A 16,142-nucleotide genomic window follows, 5' to 3' on the forward strand; every position below is an offset into this window, starting at 1 on the left:
GTAGAGAAATCACTCGTTATCAAAAGCATTGGGGAGATTAGACCTGTGAAAATTGATGAGGTCAAAGAAACTCTAAAACGGACGTTCGGCATTTGCTAACCCCTGTACCTCAGCACGTGGATGTCCCGGATTAGGCGGTGCCTCTCCTCGTAGTCGAGGTATCTCCCCAGAACCTCGAAGCCGAGCTTTCCGGGCCACTTTCTTTCTTTTCTGTAAATCCTCCCGTCACTCAGTCTGTAGGCAGGGAAGACGAAGACGACCTTTGCGTTCCTCTTGAGGACATCGGAAAAGCTCTCGAAGACCGAGTAGTAAAAGCGGTCGAGCTCGTTGGCGAGTTTAATTGCCTCTCCCCTGTCCGGGTTCCTCCGAAGGGGCTTTCCGAGGTACGGCTCGGTAACTATGGCGTCAAAGCGCTGTCTAAAACAGCGTTTCAACTTCCTTGCATCGCAGACCTCCAAATGGGCCGAGTTCTTAAGGCGAAACTCCCTCCTGAGCCAGGCGAGGTTTCTCTTGGCCTCCTTTACGCGTTTCTCGTCCCTGTCACTGCCGTAGGCGTTCAAACCCTGAAGGACGAACTCTTGGAGAACAGTCCCTATCCCGCAGAAGGGGTCTAAAAAGCTCCCCCTCCTAACCTCCGTGAGGTTCACCATTATCCTCGCCAGTCGAGGCGGGATTGAGAGGATGGGCCTCTGAACTGGCCTTTCAACGTCGAGCTTCTTCAGCTCGAAGGGGTCTGTAACCTTAACGGTCTCTCCAACCAAGAAGCTCCCGTCCCCGCGGAAGAGGAAGACGAAGTCTTTAACCTCGGGAAAGCCCTTCAGGATTAGTTCAGCGGGCATCGCGTAGACCTTAGCCGGCTTGAAGAACTTCGCCGGGCCTTCGGCCTTAAACTCCCTCTTTATCTTGCTCCCGAGCTTCCTCCAGAGCCTCCAGTCGTCCCTCCCGTAGAGGCTCACCGTGAAGAGCTTTGAGTATTCGAGGTCTTTTATAGCCTCCTCACCCTCGCCGATTACCCTAACCAGCTTGAGGGAACCTCCGAGCCAGCGAAAGTATCTCTCAACGCTCCCCCTCGCCTCGAAGAGGAGCCAGTTTTTCCCCTCTTCCTTAACTATCACTCCGATCCCGAATCTCCTTGAAAAGGAGAGAAACTCTGCCTTACCCAGCTCGGGATTCTTCCCGAGGATTAGTGCGTACATGCTCCGGGCTTTGGGCAACCTTTTAAAAATCTTCCGAGTAAATTAGTTGAGTTCCCTCCGGTGGTGCCGATGCTCGCTCAGGAAGTACTTGAGTCGGTCGCTTCGATTCCCGATCCCTACGTTAGGGCCATAACCTATGCCAAGGTGGGCGAGAGACTGGCAAAGGCCAGGGAGCCGGCCTTCAGGGAAGCGTTCATAAGGGCCCTCGAAACCGCAAAGGAAGTTGACGACCCCCTTAAAATGCTCCGGGCTCTAGTTTCAGTGGGATACATGATGGGCAGGGCGGGGATACGCTCATACAAGAGGATTTTCCTCCAGGTTTCAGAGGACTCCGCCCTTCTCCCGGCTAAAGTCAGGGATGAGGTTATGCGTTCCATAGCTCTATCCCTTCTCCGCCTCGGTGAGATAGGTGAGGCCGTAACATACGCCGTTGAAATAAAGGACCAGCGCCTTAGGCAGGAGACGATGGTTGTCATAGTGAGGCAGGTTGCGAGGTCTATCGAGAGGAGGCCCATAAGAGTTGCCTACAGCCTGAGGAAGATACGTCTCGCCCTTGAATACATAACCGACGAGCCATACCGCTCAAAGGCCCTCCTTGAACTTATGAAGGCTTTCATAGCCCTGAAGAGCTACGAGAACGCACTGGCCACCGTCAGGGAGATGGGGAGTAAGGAATGGGCCAGACAGGCCTTTAAGGAGCTGATATACCGCCTGAAGGCTCAGGGAGTCCTTGAGAACTACATCGGCCTAATAGAGGAGCTTGCCGGTGAGATGGTGGAGCGCTTCGGGGAGTCCTTCACCCGGGAGCTTGCGACGGCCTTTGCGCTCAGCGGGAAGGGCGACGTTGCTGCAGAGCTGATGGAGAGGCTTGGGGACGAGGAGGAAACGGTTGAGCTGGCCCTTGAACTGCTCAGAAGATACCCGCGGGGTCTGCCGTCGTTCATTTATGCTCTTGAACCTGAAACTTCCCTCCCGGTTGGAAAGGCCATCATGAACGCAATCCTCGAAAGACCGGAGCGCGGGGACTGGGGGGTTATCAAAGCTGTGGTTGAGAAAACCGGTAGCGAGGATATACTCGCCAAGGTCGCGAGGTTCTACGTCCTTAAGGGCCGTGTCGAGGAGGCCCGAAAAATAGGTTCAGCCCTTGAGGATCTGCATCTGCGCTCGGTTGTTATGGCCGACGTTGCGAGACACTACCTCAAGGAGGGGGACGTGGATAAGGCCATTGACGCCGCCTTGGAAGTCAGGGACGCAAGGTACACCTCTATGCTGATGTCGGAGATACTCCTCAAGGCCCTCGATGCCGAGCTTGGAGGTGGTGAGGTTGGAAAGACTGGTGAGTCTTCTGAAGCGAAGGGAGGATAGAATAGACTTCCTGGAGGATTTGATAACGCTCCTCATCGAGGACTACGAACTCTACTCCGAGGACGTCCTCTTCAGGGACGCCGTCGAGGAGATATACTCAATCCTCCGTTCGGCGGTGTTGGAAGGTAAATCCGAGTTGATAGATGCCTATGATCTCTCCGTTCTCCTTCGGGCATCTCTCGGGGAGGGGCCTTCGGAACCGAAGGTTCTCCTGAGGGAAATTCTCGACAGGCTGGGGTGATGGTATGCTCTACGAGATTGAGGTACCCACGAGGGGAAGGTTCGAGATACTGGACATAACCGACCGGGTTCAGAGGAAGGTCTACGAGTCCAAGGTCAAGCACGGCATAGCGGTCGTCTTCACCCACCACACGACCACGGGTCTTATGATAAACGAGTTCGAGCCCGGCCTGATAGAGGACTTCAAGACGAAGATGAAGGAGCTGATCCCGAAGGGCGCCGGCTACTCCCACGACAGAATCGACAGCAACGCTCACGCTCACCTCAGGGCCTCCCTCCTCCTCAACCCGGAGGTTGTCGTTCCCATAGACCAGGCCGAGCTCCACCTCGGGACGTGGCAGAGGATACTCTTCGTTGAGCTCGATGGGCCGAGGCACAGGCACGTTTACGTCATGGTATGCCCCTGCCCCGAGTTCCCGGAGGAGTAGCTAGACGTACTGGGCCATGTGGGCTATCCTCTCAAGGAGCTCGTTGAAGCCCTCGTAGGTGACGAGGGAGAGGGCTATCGGCTCCTGCTCAAGTCTTTTTTTCACTATCTCCCTCAGTTCCTCAACGCGCTCCCTCGGGACGAGGTCTATCTTGTTGATGACGACTATTATGGGCTTCTCGTAGCGCATCTTGAGCATGTGGTGGAGCTTCTCCATGCCCCTGTGCAGGCCGACGGTAGCGTCTATCATGTGGATGATAATGTCTGCCGAGACTATTTCCCCGATGAGTTCCTTAAAACGCTCCTCGCTCAGAACCTTTCCCCGGAGCTCCATTCTGGGGTCGAAGAGACCGGCTGTGTCGATGAGGACGAACTCGTCGGCCCCCCCTAGGGGGTTTTTCATGCCCTTCGGTATCTTCAGCTTTCCGAACCTGCGCCTTATTATCCCCTTCGTTGTTCCAGGTAAGTCCTCGACCTCGCTGACCTTTCCCCCGATGAGTGCGTTCATGAGCGTTGACTTGCCCACGTTCTCGGCACCTATTATCGCAACCTTTATCATCCCCTCACCCCAATGTAACCTTCGGTCTGAGCTGATAAAGGTGATGCTCATGAAGCGCGTCAAGCTCGGTCACCACTACTACTACGTTGTAACCCCCGAAGAGCTGAAGGGAAGGAACATGAGGGGCAAGAACGTCGTCCTTGAGGGGGAGATAGAGACAAAACCCCTCATAGAGTTCCTCCCGATGGAGCTCCCGAGCTGGAGGACGACCTTTAAGCTTCACGGCCTCTCCATTGAGTTCGCGGGCAGCCCCTGCCTCGGAAAGGGTGAGAGGGTGAAGGTCTACGGTCGCTTCGTCGGGGATGGCATCATAGCCACGGCCATAGAGACCGAGAGGGCCCTTTTCACAACGGAGGAGTGAGCATGCTCGACCTTTTCCTTGAACTCGAAAACCTGAAGAGGCTCCCGAGGACCGGCTGGCTCCTCAGGGGCGTTGTCAGTCCGGAGAGCATAGCCGACCACTCCTTCAGGACGGCAGTCATAACCCTTTTTCTGGCCGATGAGCTCGTTAAGAGGGGAGTTGAGATAAACGTCGAGAGGGCGGTTAAGATAGCCCTTCTCCACGACATCGGTGAGGCGAGGATAACCGACGTCCCGCTGACCGCTCAGGGCTACCTCGATAAAGGGAAAGCCGAGAGGAAAGCTGTTATGGAGCTCCTCCTTAAGAGCCCCCTCCCGGAGGAGTACTTCAAGCTGTGGAGGGAGTACGAGGAGGAGTCAACGCCAGAGGGAAGGCTCGTGAAGTTCGCCGACAGGCTTGAGATGCTCATCCAGGCCTACGAATACGAGAAAGCTGGCTTTTCAGACCTCGATGAGTTCTGGAAGGCCCTTGAAGGATTAAGGAAGAGCGAGTTCTATTCCCACTTCAGGGACATCGTGGAGGAGCTTGTAGAGAGGAGGAACCTTGTGAAACAGCAACGCTTACGTTAAACCGATTTGTTTGCTGAAAACATTTAAATGGATTTTCCCGTTCTCTTCACTGGTGGTTCGGGTGAAATCGGGGGCGTTTTTCCTGATCATCCTGCTCGGCCTCTCGGTTGTATCAGCTGGGTGCATAGGGGGCTCTCCCCAGGGGAAAGCCACGCAAACCCTCATAGTGTTCCACGCGGGTTCGCTTAGCCTTCCCCTTCAGCAGCTTGAGAAGGAGTTCTCCAGCTACGCCGAGAAGAACCTCGGTGTTAGGGTTACCTTCCAGGATGAGGCCAGCGGAAGCGTGAAGGCCGTCAGGAAGGTGACCGACCTTGGAAAGAAAGCTGACATCGTAGCGGTAGCGGACTACACGCTCATACCCCAGCTCCTCGTTCCAAACTACACTGACTTCTACGTCCTCTTCGCCACGAACGAAATCGTCATAGCCTACACTGAGAAGAGCAAGTACGCCAACGAGATAAACTCGACCAACTGGTACGAAATTCTCGCAAAGCCAGGCGTCACCTTCGGCTTCTCAGATCCAAACCAAGACCCCTGTGGCTACCGCTCGGTAATGGTCATGAAGCTGGCAGACCTCTACTATAACAAACCAGTCTTCGAGACCCTCGTCGAGAAGAACACCAACATATACGCCAACGGCACCCACATCTACGCTCCCAGGGAGATTGAGGTTAAGGGGGACAAGCTTGTCATAAGGCCGAAGGAGACCGATTTAACCGGCCTCGTTGAGTCAGGAAGCCTTGACTACTTCTTCATCTACAAGAGCGTCGCTGAGCAACACCACCTCAGGTATATCATCCTCCCGGACGAGATAAACCTCAGGGACTTCGGCAAAGCCGATTACTACGCCCGGGTCAGCATAACCCTCGGCTCTACAGGAAAGACGATAAAGGCAAAGCCCATAGTCTACGGCGTTACGGTTCTCAAGGACGCCCCCCACAGGGATCTGGCACTCAAGTTCCTCAAGTTCCTCCTCGGCGAGAACGGCCGGAAGGTATTCATGGAAAACCACCAGGACTTCCTGAACCCGCCGGTGGCCTTTGGGAACGTTCCCGAGGAGCTAAAGCCCCTGGTGAAGGTTGAGGGGTGAGGTTTTTATTCCCCGCTTCCTTCAATTTCCCCTATTTTCCCTGCCCTACACTAAAGCCTTGCCAATCAAAGAGCTTTCGGAGTTTTTCTCTAACCTCATCTGCCTTCTCTTCTGAGAGGATTCCGACCTTGAAGCGAACCTCCCTCTTGGATACAGAGAACAGCATGTAAGGCTTTACAAGACTGGGACGCATGAAGGCATCGCCGTAAAGGCACACATCACTGGGCTCTATGAAAACGTTGTACTCATTGAACCCACTTGAGAGGTTGGAGGTTATCTGGCAGACGACCACGCTGTTGCTAATCCGGTTGAAGTCTGAGTTCGAGAGCACCAGAACGGGCCGGAGCTTTTTCTTTGACGAGTCCGAGAATGGAAACTCAAGGAGGACTATCTCCCACTGTCTCAGCCCTCTTGGAGCCTCACATCTCGGGCTCATACCTCACACCCTTGATTTTATCCCAGTGCTCATCGGCCTCGCTCTCCCAGTCTTCAGCGAGAAGGGGCTCGATGGCCCTCTTTGCAAGGCGAATGAACTCCTCCTCTGAGGCCTCCTCGATAAGGGCCCTCTTCCTTACGAGAAAATCGCGCAGGGCCTCCTTGATGACCTCGCTCCTGTTTGAGTAGTATCCTGCATTGACTAAGCGGTCTATTTCTGCCGCGAGGGCTGGTGGTATCCTCGCGGTGATCTTAACGCTGGTTCCCATTTGGCTCACCTATGGTGCCATATGTCCGACAAACATAAAAGTTTTGCCCCCCACAAAGGCCCTTGACACTCACCTATAGCGATGTAGGAAAATCTGGTTGAACACTCTAGTTTAACACTCCCGAAAATCATAAATAACTTTTCTCAAAGCGTTTAGGGATGAAGCGCGACTACACCCTCTATCTCTTCGCAACCCTCGGGACTTTCCTTATCCTCTACATAGTCCTGCCCATAGTGGTTATCTTCCTCAAGCAGGCCTCTGACGTCGGTATGCTCGTAAAGATCCTCCACGACCCCCTCGTCCTCGAAGCCCTCAGGAACTCCCTCGCAACGGCGACGGCGACGGCATTAATAGCCCTCCTCTTCGGCGTTCCCCTTGGCTATGTCCTTGCCAGAATGGAGTTCCCGGGAAAGAGCCTCGTGCAGGCCCTCGTTGACGTCCCCATCGTTATTCCCCACTCGGTCGTTGGCATAATGCTCCTCGTGACCTTTTCAAAGGCAATCCTCGACAACTACCTCGGCATAATCTCCGCCATGCTCTTCGTCTCCGCCCCCTTCACGATAAACGCCTCCAGGGACGGCTTTTTAGCGGTGGACGAGAAGCTTGAGGGCGTTGCAAGAACCCTCGGAGCCTCAAGGCTTAGGGCCTTCGCCTCGGTAGCCCTGCCCCTTGCATTCCCGAGCATAGCGAGCGGTGCGATAATGACGTGGGCGAGGGCGATAAGTGAGGTCGGCGCAATACTCGTTGTCGCCTACTATCCGAAGACGGCCCAGGTTCTCATCCTTGAGTACTTCAACAACTACGGCCTCAGGTCATCGCGTCCAATAGCGGTTTTGATGGTCTCACTCAGCCTGGGAATCTTCGTGCTCCTGCGCTGGCTCGTGGGGAGGGCCAAAAATGCTTGAGGTAAGGGGCGTCTCCAAGGACTACGGCGACTTCCACTTGAGGAACGTTTCATTCACGGTTTCAAGGGGCGAGTACTTCATAATCCTCGGGCCGAGCGGTGCGGGAAAGACCGTTCTCCTTGAGGTAATAGCCGGCCTTATAACCCCGGATTCCGGCAGAATACTCCTGAACAGGGTTGACGTTACCGAGTGGCCACCGGAGAAGAGGGGTTTGGCCTACGTTCCTCAGAGCTACGCCCTCTTCCCAAACATGAGCGTTTACGACAACATAGCCTTTGGCCTCAAACTCAGGAAGCTCCCAAAGGCTGAAATCGAGAGGAGAGTTAGGGGGATAGTTGAAGTTCTCGGCATCGAGAACCTCCTGAAAAGGAAGCCCGGAACGCTGAGCGGTGGCGAGCAACAGAGGGTTGCCCTCGCGAGGGCACTCGTCATCGAGCCCCCGCTGATACTCCTTGACGAGCCCTTCGCTAACCTCGACGTCCAGACGAGGGGTAGGCTCATCAACGAGATGAAGCGCTGGAGAAAAGAGCTCGGTTTCACGGCCTTGCACGTTACCCACTCCTTCGAGGAGGCCGTCAGCCTGGGCGACCGCGTCGGGGTAATGCTCGACGGAAGACTCGTTCAGGTTGGAGACGTTAGGGATGTCTTTTCAAGGCCGAAATGCGAGAGGGTTGCGAGGTTCCTCGGCTTCGAGAACATCATAGAGGGAACCGCTTCGGGAAGGAAGCTAAGGGTCAACGGCATCGAGATAGAGCTCCCGGTGGAGGCCGATGGGAAAGTCCGCGTCGGCCTCCGTCCGGAAGACGTGATAATCTTCACCCAGCCAATGAAAACATCCGTCAGGAACGTTCTGAGGGCGAGGGTTGAAGGGGTTGAGGAGCTCGGGCCCGTTGTGAGGCTTCGTCTCAACGCCTCGGGCCTGTCCATCTCGGCCTTCATAACGCGTTCCTCTCTCATTGAGCTTGGAATAAGCGCTGGAAAGGAGGTCTACGCGGGCTTCAAGGCGAGCGCCCTCCACGTCTTCTGAGCCTGTCCTTTACCTCCACGGGGAGGTTCTCATAGACCTCTTTTAAGGCATCTATAAGATCAGCTAGCTCTTTGGCCGTTAGCGTCGTCGTTTTCGGCCCTATCTCAAGGATAACAGCGTCGTATTCCTCCGGAGAAACCTCCTCAAGCTCGTCGAGGTGCTCGCTCTTCCTCGGAATTACGTTTACTTCTCCTATCATCCGGCCCTCCCTGATGTGGGCTTCCCTCTCCTCTATGGGCACCTCCTTGGGACAGTCGTATCTCTCAACGAAGATTTTGATGTCAACAACCGGCGTTCCGTCCTTGGCATCTATCCAGCCTATGTAGAGCTTTCCGTCGCTTATGCGGTGAATCCTGACGGTGTAGAGGGCTATCGGGTTGGGCCTGTAGGGGGAGCGTGTCGCGAAGACTCCCGTCAGAGGGTTCTTCGGGTTGCCGTAGGGGTGAACCTTCAGGATCCTCCTCCTCGGCCCCTCGCTTTCGTGGAACCAGAGGATCAGTTTTATCCAGTCGCCCTCGCGGAGGCCGTCTCCAGCTTCCCTAAACTCGGGCAGGATTTCGATGAACGTCTCCTGAAGTTCCCCGTCCTTTCTGATGTACCCAACCGGAACTACTTTGAAGGGCTCGAAGTCCATCCCAACCACCGGCTTAAATAGACCGCAAGATTTAAAACCTAATCCCGTCCATCTAGGACTACAGTGAATAGTAACAGGTGGTAAGTATGGAGGTTGGAGAACTCAGCTCGCTCTCATCCCGCATAGTCGATGCGATTTCTGAGGTCTACATAGGAAACAGGGACGTCGTGGAGAAGACCCTCGCAGCGGCCCTCGTCAACGGCAACGTCCTCTTTGAGGATCACCCCGGTCTCGGAAAGACCCTCCTGGCAAAGGCCTTTTCCCGGGTTCTCGGCCTCGACTACAGGAGGATACAGTTCACCCCCGACCTTCTCCCGGCGGATATAGTGGGAACCAAGGTGTGGCGCCAGAACACCGGAACCTTCGAACTCGTCAGGGGGCCTGTCTTTACAAACGTCCTCCTAGCTGATGAAATAAACCGCGCCCCGCCGAAGACCCAGTCGGCCCTTCTTGAGGCGATGGAGGAGCGACAGGTGACCATAGAGGGCGAGACCCTCAGACTTGAGAGGCCCTTCTTCGTGATGGCCACCCAGAACCCGATAGAGTACGAGGGAACCTACCCACTTCCAGAGGCCCAGCTCGACCGCTTCCTCCTCCGCCTGAGCGTTGGCTACCCAAAGACCCTTGAAGACGAGATTGCCATACTTGAGGCCAGACTCAGGTGGAAGAAGGACGACCCGACGGTTGACCTAAAGCCGGTTATAGACAGGGAAACGTTCCTTGAGATGCAGAGAACCGTCGAAGAGTCGGTCTACGTCAGCAGGCCGGTTTTGAGGTACATAGCAGAGCTCGTCAGGAACGCGAGGGCCGATGGCAGGGTTGAGGCAGGTCCGAGCCCCAGGGGTGCGCTGGCCCTCCTGAAGGTGGCCAAGGCGAGCGCCGCTATGGATGGACGGGACTTCGTTATCCCAGATGATATTAAGAGGTTCGCCTTCGAGGCCCTCTCCCACAGGGTAGTCATAAAAGCTGAGTACTCCTTTGAGGGCGTCACCGGAAGGGAAGTCGTTGAGAGGGCCCTTCAGGCAACGCACGTCCCCAAAGAGAGTGAGGAGTAATGGACAGGGCAAGGGTTGCAATCCTGGTTTTCATCCTCTCAGCCCTAATGGTTCTTTCCCTGAGCTTCGCCTACATCCCGGAGAAGGGCCTTAACCTTAGCAATGTCACCAAGAGCCTCTCTTCAGAGGCAGATTCCCAGAAGGGCATGAAAAACCCGGCCAATGCAGAGAGACAGAGAGAGCAGAATGGGGGAAAGGTCCCTCCAGATGCCGACTTTACCTTCAGGCCCACAAATGAGAAGGCCTCCTGTCCTGTGGAAATACGGCCCACGGATCCTTTCCTGGTGTGCGTTGACACTCCCGCAAAGGGCATTCCCATTAAGGCGGGTTCCTACTGGGACATGCTGGTAAAGTACGATGGCCTCTATTACGTGCCCCTTGAAGGACCCAGACTTATCAAGGGGGTCAATGACCGGGCATACCTCCACACCGATAGGCCCCTCGTGCTTTCCTATCCCGGTGGCGAGTTCTCGATATGGGTCAACTCCTCCTTTCCCGGTCGCCTCGTCCCTGTAAACTCCAAGTACCTCATAGTTTCCAACATCTCCCAGCCGTACGTTGTGTACCATTGGAGAATTACCTACAAGGTCGATGAGAACGCGCCCCCTGGCTATTACCCGCTCTTCTTCCTCCTCAACGCGAGCGACGGGGTGATTGCCAACGCCCTACTAACATGGGTCGAGGTTCTCCCGAAGGCCGTGGTTAGAATAACCTCAATGCCATCACAGCTTTCTGGCAACGGAACTCTAAAAATGACCGTTAGCGGGACGGTTACCTACTTCAATGGTTCCCCTGTTAAGGGAGGCACGATCAGGATAACGATAAACCGAACGAAGAGCGAGAGGGGCATTGTTGTTGGAAAGGGAAACGTCGTCAACGGAACGTTCAACGTCAGTTGCTCAATCCCGCCCGGGGCCATTGGAAAATACTCGGTGGTTGCACACTACAGGGGTCCCTACGCTTATCCGAGCAACAGCGACCCGGAGGTTGTTATAAAACGCTATCCCGCTATCGATGCGAACGTTACGGTGTCCGATGGTGTAACTTACGTGAGGGGAGCGGTTCACTATGGCACTTTACCGCTGAACGGAAGTGTCGTCATCCTTGCCCGCCGGGGGAAGGAGGTCGTAAAAATCCAGCAGAATTTGGAGAACGGAACCTTCTCGGTTAGGATCGCTGGCAAGGTGGAGGAGGTCGAGGTAATCTACGGCGGGGGTGGCTTCTACCTCCCAACCAGGAAGGTCGTCTACAAAAAGAAGGGCTTACTGCCAGAGGGCTTCCATATTGACTCCCTCCACCGGAGTTTCCGGGGGCTTACCCTCCTCCCCCTCTCGCTCCTGGCAGTTGTCGGGGCAGGCTTTCTGGTTGCCAGAAGAAGAAAAGAAGTTCCCACGGAAGATGTTGTGGTTGAAAGGGTGGAGAACTTCAAGGAGGTTTCCCTTGGCAGGAGAGTCTTTCTGCCCGGGGAGGAAGTGGAGCTTTCTGTTCCTCCTGAGTGCGATGTCCTGCTGGACGGAAAGGCCGTGAAAAGATCGCTGAGGTTATCTACACCCGGGAAACATCTCCTTGAAATCTGCGGGAGGGCCTTTGAAATCTACGTCTTACCTCCAAAGGAGGCCATAATCAAGCTCTATGAACTGCACTTCCTCCCCTTTGCCCGGTCCACTGTCTACGTCGACAACAGGACTCCCTACGAGATTGCCCGCGCTTTTGGCTCGACCGATTTCTTCAGGGACGCTATGCGGGTGGCCAGAATATTCACCCTGGCCAGATACTCCCTTAGGAAAGTTGGAGAGGGGGATTTTTGGGAGGTGGTTGAAACCATGGAGCGTATGGGGGTGTTCAAATGAAGTTCAAAGAACTGGTGCAGGATTACGTCAATGGGCTGGTTCTCTGGGCCCTCGTGGGAATCATCTTGAAGGATTACGCGGGAAAATTATCTCTCGCAGTTCCCTTCCTCCTCGCCATTGGAAGTCCTGCAAAGCGCTTTGGAGAACCTAAGGGATACCTGCTGAAGGCCCTGGCCTTCTTATCGGCCTCGGCTCTGCTCTTACTGGCCAGTGGATGGCTCTCCTCAGCCCTCGCCGTCACCTTTCTCCTCTTGGGTGTTGCCTACGCGCTTTCGTATCCCCTCCACCTTAGGGGCAATGACTTTTTACCGAGGAACATGCTTGGCGTGGCCGTTGCAGGCTTTACTCTAGGTGCTGGCCTCTCTCTCAGGATATCCTCCGTGAACATGATGCGCCTCCTCGACCTTCTTCTAGCGGTTGTTCTCCTCTGGATTGCAATCTCTATCGGAGACTACATCTCGATTAGGTACCGCTCCAACAAGATAATCTCGGAGTTCATGCCCGTTGAAGTAAAGGGGGTAGATTTCAGCCTCGTTGAGGTTAGGGGAGCAATCTCGCGTTTCGTTGAAGACGCTGACCCCGCCCCCTTAATCGTCCAGCTCCTCAGAAGGGTTCCGAGGAGCGTCTCCGATGCCGACCTTGAGGAGCTCGTCAGGATGCTCACCGAGTACAGGGCCTACACAGGCGGCATCTTAACGCCACCGTGGTTGAGAAACCTATACGCCGAGAAGGAGAAGGAAAAGCGGGCAAACCTGGTCAGGGAAATCCTCGACCTGCTTTCCGGGTGGTGATGGAGATGAACTGGGTTCGGTGGCTCTTTCTCTTCACGGTTCTTCCCCTTGCACTCGCCGTCATAACGGGGGCAATCAGCCTTTCGTATTTTGCTTTATTGCCAGCGTCGGTTCTTGCCTTTTCTCTCCTTTTCGAGCCCCCTTCGGGCTTTTCCGTTGAGAGGAGTTTTAGCAGGACGTCCCTCAGGGTCGGGGAAGAGGTGGAAGTCAGGGTCAGGTTGAGGGTTGAGAGAGGAGCTGGCTCGGTTGTTGTTCAGGAGGTCGTTTCACCTGCGTTGAGGGTCGTGGAAGGTAGCAACAGGCACGTCTTCTTCAAGAGACCCGGGGAGAGGCTGGACGTTGAGTACAGCTATCGCCTGAGGGCCGTTAAGAGGGGTCAGCACAGGGTTTCGCCCGTCGAGGTTGAGGGACACCACTTTCTCGGGCTGGAGGGGTCAAACTACGCCCTTCTGCTTGATGAAGTCACTCTGAAGGTCTCACCCAGAGTTCCCGGAATCAGGAGGGTAGTTCTGAGAAACGTGAGGGGGAAACCCGGGACTCCACCCGCCGCCCTCACGAGTATGGGCTTCTCCTCCACCGAGTTCAGAGAAGTTAGGGAGTACAGGGCAGGCGATCCCCTGAGGGCAATAAACTGGAAGGCCACTGCGAGACTCAACACCCCTCTCGTGAACGAGTATGAGAGGGAGGGCTTCCTGACCGTGATGTTCTACCTTGACGCCTCATCCTCCATGCTGGTCGGAGGGCTTGAGAAAAACGCCCTAGAGACAGCGGTTGCTTTCCTGATTCCCCTCGTGCTTTATCTCCTCAGGAGGGGTTACAAGGTGGGACTTTACATACTCGGCCATGAAACGTTGCTCACACCGGTCTCAGGCTACGCATCTGCTTCAACCTTTACGAGGACGCTGACCTCTGTGGGAATCTCACCCAAAGAGGAATCCCTCCCTCTTGCCGTTGAGAGGACGAGGAAAGTCCTGAGGGGAGCCCTTCCCGTGGTGATAACCAATCTGAAGAGGGACAACTTCGTTGGCGTAAAGGAAGGCATGGAGAGACTTTATTCCATAACGAAGAACACGCCGGTCCTCATAGACGTTGACGTCTACCCCAACCTTGAGTTCGGCGAACTGGTATCGGCCTGTAAAAAGGGTCTTCGAGAGGAACTTCCCTTCCCGGCGATAGCAGTCTCGGAAAACGGAAAGGGCGCAGTACTTCAGTTTCTGGGGGTGGTAGGATGAAGGCCCTGAGGAGGCTCTCCTATCTTACCCTGGGACTTGCTTCTCTCTCGGTTGCCCTCTCCTATCCCTCTCTTCTGGGGCATATAAGCACCTTTGTGGCTGAGAAGCTCGGCCTTTACATCCCTCCAATTCTGCTCTCTTTTCTCGGCTTCCTGTCCTTCGCCCTCCACCTCTTTGAGAGAAAGGGCTTTTCCCTGCCCCTCACGGTCGGCATAATGTCAGCCCTCTACATTCTCCCCTACATCGGTGGGGTCTCTGTGGGAAAGATTCCCTACGTTGCCCTCTCTGCCCTCCCCCTCTCCTTGGCAATCGTGATGGCCCCTTATCTCAACTTCCTCCTGGAGCGGGAAAAGGCCCTCCACGGACTTCCCGAGAGGGAGTGGGAAGCAGTGGTAAGGGAGGAGCTTAGGACTTTCCTCCTCTCGATGGTCCCGGGTGGAATACTGCTCGTTTATCTCCTTTACTCCACGACCCTCGGGACGAGGCCCTTTGCCCTGCTCCCGACTTTCTCAATACCGCTCCTTGTCCTCTCCCTTGGCCTTTTGCTGGCCTCTGTGGATGGGGTTGAGACTCCCGCGGAGAAGACAGTCCTCGTGATAAGGGCCTACCTCACAGCCGGCGACAGCTTTGAGGTCAGAAGGGGTAGCCTCTATGAGAAAGGTTACGAGTTGCTCCTCGTCGGAGGAACCCCGGTTAAGAGGCCCGTCCTTATCCGCATCGAGGACGAAAATGTTCCCGACTATATCATCCTGAAATCCCCCTGGGAGAACCTATTCCTCGCAAAAAGGAGTGAGGTTGTGGAGGGGAACACCCGCTACGTGATTTTCCTCCCCTCTACGTCCCGTGCTCCCAGCTCTCAAGGTATTTCTTCTGCTCTTCCGTGAGCTCCTCTATCTTTATCCCCATTGCCTTTAGCTTGATTCTCGCGACCATCTCGTCTATCTCCCTCGGCAGAACGTAAACCCTGGGTTCGAGCCTCTCGTGGTTGTCTTTGATGTATTCCGCTGCCTTGGCTTGAAGGGAGAAGCTCATGTCCATTATCTCAGCCGGATGACCGTCAGCAGCAGCTAAGTTCACCAGCCTTCCCTCAGCTAGGAGATAAAGCCTTCTGCCGTCGGAAAGCCTGTATTCGGTTATGTTGGGCCTGACCTCGCTTATCTCTACTGCCAGAGCCTCAAGGTCGGGCTTTGAAATTTCAACATCGAAGTGGCCGGCGTTCGCTAAGATAGCGCCGTCCTTCATGAGCTCGAAGTGCTCCTTCCTTATGCAGTTGATGTTCCCTGTTGAGGTGACGAAGATGTCTCCTATCTTAGATGCACTCTTCATGTCCATGACGAGGAAGCCGTCCATTCTTGCTTCTAAAGCCCTTATCGGGTCCACTTCAACCACAATCACTGTCGCTCCCAGCCCGCGAGCGCGCATCGCTATTCCCCTGCCACACCAGCCGTAGCCAACTACAACTACATTCTTTCCGGCAACGAGCAAATTGGTCGTCCTTATTATGCCGTCCCACGTCGACTGTCCGGTCCCATAGCGGTTGTCGAAGAGGTATTTGGTGTAGCTGTCGTTGACCGCTATTATCGGGAACCTTAAAACGCCGTCGCGCTCCATCGCGCGAAGCCGTATCACTCCTGTTGTGGTTTCCTCGCTCGCGCCCCAGATGTTCTCTATCAGCTCCTGCCTCTCGCGGTGGACGGTGCTTATCATGTCCGCTCCATCGTCAATGATTATGTTCGGTCTTATGTCCAATGCTTTATGCATGTTCTCGTAGTACTCCTCCCTGCTCTCGCCCCTTACCGCATAGACCTTTATTCCGTTCTTTGCCAGTGCAGCGACGACGTCGTCCTGCGTCGAGAGGGGGTTGCTTGCCGTTGCCGAAACTTCCGCACCCCCCGCTTTCAGGGTAAGGAGCAGAAAGGCCGTCTTCATCTCCAGGTGAAGTGTTGTGGCGATTCTGATGCCTTTGAAGGGCTTCTTCTCCTCGAAGTCGGCCCTTATGTGCTGGAGAACCGGCATGAAACGCGAGACCCAGTCTATCTTTCTCTCCCCGCTCGGGGCGAGGCTTAAGTCCTTAACGCAGTAGTCCTTGGTGCAGTCCATGTTATCACCGGCGGGATTTCTCGGCGGATTTTAAAAG

Annotated in this window: 19 protein-coding genes; 13 read left to right on the forward strand and 6 right to left on the reverse strand. The window is 55.1% G+C overall.

Going from position 1 to position 16,142, the window contains the following annotated elements; genetic code table 11:
- Window positions 1-95: 95 nt before the first annotated feature.
- Window positions 96-1,196 carry a TRM11 family methyltransferase gene (locus MVC73_RS07055; RefSeq protein WP_297508895.1) on the reverse strand — a complete coding sequence of 367 codons (1,101 nt, stop codon included), beginning with the start codon at window positions 1,194-1,196 and terminating at the stop codon, window positions 96-98.
- A gap of 69 nt (window positions 1,197-1,265) precedes the next feature.
- Between MVC73_RS07055 and MVC73_RS07060 the strand changes: the two genes are divergently transcribed.
- Genes MVC73_RS07060 through MVC73_RS07070 form a run of 3 tightly spaced genes read left to right on the forward strand, consistent with a single transcriptional unit; the run spans window position 1,266 to window position 3,229 of the window.
- Window positions 1,266-2,561, forward strand: coding sequence for a prenyltransferase (locus MVC73_RS07060; RefSeq protein ID WP_297508898.1), 1,296 nt, complete (start codon window positions 1,266-1,268; stop codon window positions 2,559-2,561).
- Window positions 2,515-2,802, forward strand: a complete 288-nt coding sequence (locus MVC73_RS07065) for a hypothetical protein (protein WP_297508902.1) — start codon at window positions 2,515-2,517, stop codon at window positions 2,800-2,802. The genes MVC73_RS07060 and MVC73_RS07065 overlap by 47 nt, the downstream gene beginning before the upstream one ends.
- Before the next feature lie 4 nt (window positions 2,803-2,806).
- Entirely contained in the window at window positions 2,807-3,229 is a 423-nt protein-coding gene (locus MVC73_RS07070; RefSeq protein ID WP_297508904.1) for a secondary thiamine-phosphate synthase enzyme YjbQ, read from the forward strand.
- On the opposite strand, the gene MVC73_RS07075 is transcribed toward MVC73_RS07070, so the two are convergent.
- Window positions 3,230-3,787 carry an Era-like GTP-binding protein gene (locus tag MVC73_RS07075; RefSeq protein WP_297508907.1) on the reverse strand — a complete coding sequence of 186 codons (558 nt, stop codon included), beginning with the start codon at window positions 3,785-3,787 and terminating at the stop codon, window positions 3,230-3,232.
- Between the two features lie 49 nt (window positions 3,788-3,836).
- Here MVC73_RS07075 and MVC73_RS07080 point away from each other — a divergent pair, with 49 nt between their 5' ends.
- The 3 genes from MVC73_RS07080 to wtpA all read left to right on the forward strand — a co-directional run bounded on the left by MVC73_RS07080 (window position 3,837) and on the right by wtpA (window position 5,807).
- Complete coding sequence (locus tag MVC73_RS07080; RefSeq protein WP_297508994.1) at window positions 3,837-4,148, forward strand: GTP-binding protein; 312 nt, start codon at window positions 3,837-3,839, stop codon at window positions 4,146-4,148.
- A 2-nt stretch (window positions 4,149-4,150) separates the two neighbouring features.
- Complete coding sequence (locus MVC73_RS07085) at window positions 4,151-4,717, forward strand: HD family hydrolase (protein WP_297508910.1); 567 nt, start codon at window positions 4,151-4,153, stop codon at window positions 4,715-4,717.
- 61 nt (window positions 4,718-4,778) lie between these two features.
- Window positions 4,779-5,807, forward strand: coding sequence for a tungstate ABC transporter substrate-binding protein WtpA (wtpA, locus tag MVC73_RS07090; protein ID WP_297508997.1), 1,029 nt, complete (start codon window positions 4,779-4,781; stop codon window positions 5,805-5,807).
- A gap of 31 nt (window positions 5,808-5,838) precedes the next feature.
- Here the strand turns inward: wtpA and MVC73_RS07095 are convergent, their stop codons facing one another.
- On the reverse strand, window positions 5,839-6,243 hold the full coding sequence (locus MVC73_RS07095; protein WP_297508913.1) for a type II toxin-antitoxin system PemK/MazF family toxin: 405 nt from the start codon (window positions 6,241-6,243) through the stop codon (window positions 5,839-5,841).
- Window positions 6,227-6,511, reverse strand: coding sequence for a ribbon-helix-helix domain-containing protein (locus MVC73_RS07100; protein ID WP_297509000.1), 285 nt, complete (start codon window positions 6,509-6,511; stop codon window positions 6,227-6,229). The genes MVC73_RS07095 and MVC73_RS07100 overlap by 17 nt, the downstream gene beginning before the upstream one ends.
- 158 nt (window positions 6,512-6,669) lie before the next feature.
- Here MVC73_RS07100 and wtpB point away from each other — a divergent pair, with 158 nt between their 5' ends.
- Together wtpB and wtpC are read left to right on the forward strand one after the other, a co-directional pair.
- Window positions 6,670-7,416, forward strand: coding sequence for a tungstate ABC transporter permease WtpB (wtpB, locus tag MVC73_RS07105; protein ID WP_297508916.1), 747 nt, complete (start codon window positions 6,670-6,672; stop codon window positions 7,414-7,416).
- Window positions 7,409-8,443 carry a tungstate ABC transporter ATP-binding protein WtpC gene (gene wtpC, locus MVC73_RS07110; RefSeq protein ID WP_297508919.1) on the forward strand — a complete coding sequence of 345 codons (1,035 nt, stop codon included), beginning with the start codon at window positions 7,409-7,411 and terminating at the stop codon, window positions 8,441-8,443. The genes wtpB and wtpC overlap by 8 nt, the downstream gene beginning before the upstream one ends.
- On the opposite strand, the gene tsaA is transcribed toward wtpC, so the two are convergent.
- Window positions 8,415-9,077, reverse strand: coding sequence for a tRNA (N6-threonylcarbamoyladenosine(37)-N6)-methyltransferase TrmO (tsaA, locus tag MVC73_RS07115; RefSeq protein ID WP_297509003.1), 663 nt, complete (start codon window positions 9,075-9,077; stop codon window positions 8,415-8,417). The genes wtpC and tsaA overlap by 29 nt on opposite strands.
- Before the next feature lie 86 nt (window positions 9,078-9,163).
- On the opposite strand from tsaA, the gene MVC73_RS07120 reads away from it, so the two are divergent.
- Genes MVC73_RS07120 through MVC73_RS07140 form a run of 5 tightly spaced genes read left to right on the forward strand, consistent with a single transcriptional unit; the run spans window position 9,164 to window position 14,889 of the window.
- Window positions 9,164-10,132, forward strand: coding sequence for a MoxR family ATPase (locus tag MVC73_RS07120; RefSeq protein ID WP_297508922.1), 969 nt, complete (start codon window positions 9,164-9,166; stop codon window positions 10,130-10,132).
- Window positions 10,132-11,982, forward strand: coding sequence for an Ig-like domain-containing protein (locus MVC73_RS07125; protein WP_297508925.1), 1,851 nt, complete (start codon window positions 10,132-10,134; stop codon window positions 11,980-11,982). Before MVC73_RS07120 ends, MVC73_RS07125 begins: the two co-directional genes overlap by 1 nt.
- The gene (locus MVC73_RS07130; RefSeq protein ID WP_297508928.1) at window positions 11,979-12,773 is read left to right on the forward strand and encodes a hypothetical protein; all 795 of its coding nucleotides are present in this window, start codon (window positions 11,979-11,981) and stop codon (window positions 12,771-12,773) included. The genes MVC73_RS07125 and MVC73_RS07130 overlap by 4 nt, the downstream gene beginning before the upstream one ends.
- Entirely contained in the window at window positions 12,773-14,005 is a 1,233-nt protein-coding gene (locus MVC73_RS07135; protein ID WP_297508931.1) for a DUF58 domain-containing protein, read from the forward strand. The genes MVC73_RS07130 and MVC73_RS07135 overlap by 1 nt, the downstream gene beginning before the upstream one ends.
- Window positions 14,002-14,889: a hypothetical protein gene (locus MVC73_RS07140; protein WP_297508934.1), complete on the forward strand. Its 888-nt coding sequence runs from the start codon at window positions 14,002-14,004 to the stop codon at window positions 14,887-14,889. Before MVC73_RS07135 ends, MVC73_RS07140 begins: the two co-directional genes overlap by 4 nt.
- Here MVC73_RS07140 and MVC73_RS07145 read toward each other — a convergent pair.
- The gene (locus tag MVC73_RS07145; RefSeq protein ID WP_297508939.1) at window positions 14,840-16,105 is read right to left on the reverse strand and encodes an adenosylhomocysteinase; all 1,266 of its coding nucleotides are present in this window, start codon (window positions 16,103-16,105) and stop codon (window positions 14,840-14,842) included. The genes MVC73_RS07140 and MVC73_RS07145 overlap by 50 nt on opposite strands.
- Window positions 16,106-16,142: the final 37 nt, after the last annotated feature.

Source organism: Thermococcus sp., from assembly GCF_027052235.1.
Lineage (GTDB): Archaea > Methanobacteriota_B > Thermococci > Thermococcales > Thermococcaceae > Thermococcus.